This is a genomic window from Kitasatospora sp. NPDC057198 (assembly GCF_042670125.1).
Taxonomy (GTDB): domain Bacteria; phylum Actinomycetota; class Actinomycetes; order Streptomycetales; family Streptomycetaceae; genus Kitasatospora.
The window spans coordinates 1-3232 of sequence record NZ_JBHUWH010000663.1; the positions used below are offsets into that span (position 1 = coordinate 1).

Genomic DNA, 3232 nt, shown 5'->3' on the forward strand with positions numbered 1-3232 from the left:
GGGCCCGGCCGCCGCACCACACCGGCTGCCGGGCCCCGGCGCGTCCCGCCGCACCGCCGGCCGGGTTGCCTGCCGGGTGTCCGAACGGTGAGATCCCGGAAACCCCCGGGCAACACGAAACACCGCTGAAACACCGGTGACGACGACGCGAAATCCGGCCCGGCGACACTCCCCGCATGCTCCTCGCTGACTCCCCACCCACCCTGGACAGCGGCGACACCGCCTGGCTGCTGGCCTGCACCGCGCTCGTGCTGCTGATGACACCGGGCCTGGCGCTGTTCTACGGCGGCATGGTGCGCACCAAGAGCGTGCTCAACATGATCATGATGAGCTTCACGTCGATCGCCGTGGTCACCGTGGTCTGGCTGCTGGCCGGCTACTCGCTGGCCTTCGGCAAGGACGCCGGCTGGGGCCTGATCGGCTCCCTCGACCACCTCGGCATGTCCGGCATCACCCCGCACGACCTCACCGGCGACGTGCCCACCCTGCTGTTCGCGACCTTCCAGCTGACCTTCGCGATCATCACCGCCGCGCTGATCTCCGGCGCCATCGCCGACCGCGCCAAGTTCGGCTCCTGGGTCGCCTTCACCGCCGTCTGGACACTGCTGGTCTACGTGCCGGTCGCGCACTGGGTGTTCGCCCCCGACGGCTGGATCCTGAGGCACCTCGGCGCCCTCGACTTCGCCGGCGGCACCGTCGTCGAGGTCAACTGCGGCGCCAGCGGCCTCGCCCTGGCCCTGCTGCTCGGCCCGCGGCTCGGCTTCAAGAAGGAGGCGATGCGCCCGCACAACCTGCCGCTGGTGCTGCTCGGCGCCGGCCTGCTCTGGTTCGGCTGGTTCGGCTTCAACGGCGGCTCCGCGATGGGCGCGAACGGGCTGGCCGCCGCCGCGGTCCTCAACACCCAGGCGGCCGGCTGCGCGGGCCTGCTCGGCTGGCTGGTGGTCGAGAAGAAGCGCGACGGCCACGCCACCACCCTCGGCGCCGCCTCCGGCGCGGTCGCCGGACTGGTCGCCATCACCCCCTCCTGCGGCAGCGTCGACCTGTTCGGCGCGCTGGTGATCGGCCTGGCCGCCGGCGTGGTCTGCTGCTACGCCGTCAGCTGGAAGTTCCGCCTCGGCTACGACGACTCGCTCGACGTGGTCGGCGTGCACTTCGTGGCCGGCGTCCTCGGCACCGTGCTGATCGGCCTGTTCGCCACCGCCGTGATGACCGGCGGCCCCGCCGGGCTGCTGCACGGCGGCGGGCTCGGCCAGCTCGGCAGGCAGCTGGTCGCGGTGCTGGTGGTCGCCGGGTACGCGTTCGGCGCGACGTACGGCATCGGCCGGGCGATCGACCGGGTGATGGGCTTCCGGGCCGAGCCCGAGCACGAACTCACCGGTCTGGACCTCGCCGTGCACGCCGAGAACGCGTACGATCACGGCGTCCTGGGCCACGGCTCCGCCACCGCCCACGCCACCAGCGTGCACCCGCACGGTGCGCCCGCCTCCGACAGGACCCGCACGGTATGAAGCTGATCACCGCCGTCGTCAAGCCGTTCAAGCTGGACGAGGTCAAGACCGCGCTGCAGGAGCTCGGCGTGCACGGCCTGACCGTCACCGAGGCCAGCGGCTACGGGCGGCAGCACGGCCACACCGAGGTGTACCGCGGCGCGGAGTACCGGATCGACCTGGTGCCGAAGGTCCGGATCGAGGTGGTGGTGGAGGACGAGGACGCCGAGCGGGTCACCGACGCGATCGTGGCCGCCGCCCGGACGGGGAAGATCGGCGACGGCAAGGTGTGGGTGGTGCCGGTGGACGGCATCGTCCGGGTCCGCACCGGCGAGCGCGGGCCGGACGCGGTCTGACGGTCGGTCAATCCGACTCCGGCCCCCGGGAGTTGCGGCTCCCGGGGGCTTCTCGCGCCGTTAATCGGATGCGGCCCGGCCGGTTCCGGGTTAGTGTCCCGACATGTCCGCCTTCCACCAGATCTACGGCTGACGCGGCCGGGGCAGCGCCCCGAGCCCGTGCGTCCCGCCCGCCCGCGCGCCCGTACGACGGCGCCCCGGCGGTGCGGTGTGTTGTCCACGCCCCCGTAGAACGGAAGCAGGTGCTCTCCGCATGACCCGTCCACCCCGTCGTGCCCACATCGCGATGGTCGGCATCCCGGCCGTCAGCCACGTCCGCCCGAGCCTGGAGGTGATCCGCGAGCTCGTCGCCCGCGGCCACCGGGTGACGTACGCCAACGACCCCGCCGTCGCCGAGCTGATCGCCCCCACCGGCGCCGAGCTCGTCCCCTACCCCTCCACCCTGCCGGTCGCCGACCACGACTGGCCGGAGGACGCCATCGGCGCCATGCGCGTCTTCCTGGAGGACGCGATCGCGCTGCTGCCCCGGCTGCGCGCCCACTACGACACCGACCCGGCCGACCTCTACCTGTACGACATCGGCGCCTACGCGGCCCGGGCGCTGGCCGAGGCGCAGGGCCGGCCGGTCGTGCAGCTCTCGCCGACCATCGTCGGGTGGGACGGCTACCAGGAGGAGATCGGCGCCCAGCTGCGCCGGCTGCCCGGCGCCGACGCCTACTTCGCCCGGTTCGCCGAGTGGCTGGCAGGCAGCGGCGCCACCACGCTCGACGTGGACGCCTTCTCCGGGCGGCCGGCCCGGGCCGTCGCGATGATCACCGAGGCGATGCAGCCGCACGCCGACCGGGTCGACCGGGAGGCGGTGGACTTCGTCGGCCCGTGCTTCGACCTGCGGGCCGAGCAGGGGAGCTGGCGGCGCCCGGCCGGCGCGGAGAAGGTGCTGCTGGTCTCGCTCGGCTCGGCGTACACCCGGCAGCCGGAGTTCTACCGCCGCTGCCTGGCGGCCTTCGGCGGCCTCCCCGGCTGGCACCTGGTGCTGCAGATCGGCAGGCACACCGACCCGGCGGAGCTGGGGGAGGTCCCGCCCGGCGTCGAGGTGCACCCCTGGGTGCCGCAGCGGGCGGTGCTGGCGCAGGCCGACGCCTTCGTCACGCACGCCGGGATGGGCGGCTGCGGGGAGGGCCTGCTCGCCGGGGTGCCGATGATCGCGGTGCCGCAGGCCGCCGAGCAGTTCATGAACGCCGACCGGCTGGTCGAGCTCGGGGTGGCCCGCCGGATCGACACGGCGGACGCCACGCCGCAGGCGCTGCGGGCGGCGCTGGACGAGCTGGTCGGCAGCCCGGCGGTGGCGGCCCGCGCCCGGGAGCTGAGCGCCCGGGCGGCGTCCGAGGG

The 3232-nt window shown here is 74.0% G+C and carries 3 protein-coding genes; all 3 read left to right on the forward strand.

All coding sequences use genetic code 11. The features are described 5' to 3' along the window. The first annotated feature begins 176 nt into the window (after positions 1 to 176). A complete protein-coding gene (locus ACFUEL_RS37420; RefSeq protein WP_380242324.1) occupies positions 177 to 1508 on the forward strand; it encodes an ammonium transporter in 1332 nt (443 codons plus the stop codon). After that, positions 1505 to 1843 carry a P-II family nitrogen regulator gene (locus ACFUEL_RS37425; RefSeq protein ID WP_014135467.1) on the forward strand — a complete coding sequence of 113 codons (339 nt, stop codon included), beginning with the start codon at positions 1505 to 1507 and terminating at the stop codon, positions 1841 to 1843. Before ACFUEL_RS37420 ends, ACFUEL_RS37425 begins: the two co-directional genes overlap by 4 nt. Positions 1844 to 2096: 253 nt before the next feature. Beyond that, a partial coding sequence (locus ACFUEL_RS37430; protein WP_380242326.1) for a macrolide family glycosyltransferase occupies positions 2097 to 3232 on the forward strand: 1136 nt, incomplete at its 3' end.

What these genes read in the sequence shown, in the direction of transcription:
- ACFUEL_RS37425 (WP_014135467.1), top strand. Translation starts at nt 1,505, where the DNA reads ATGAAGCTGATCACCGCCGTCGTCAAGCCGTTCAAGCTGGACGAGGTC.
- ACFUEL_RS37420 (WP_380242324.1), top strand. Translation starts at nt 177, where the DNA reads ATGCTCCTCGCTGACTCCCCACCCACCCTGGACAGCGGCGACACCGCC.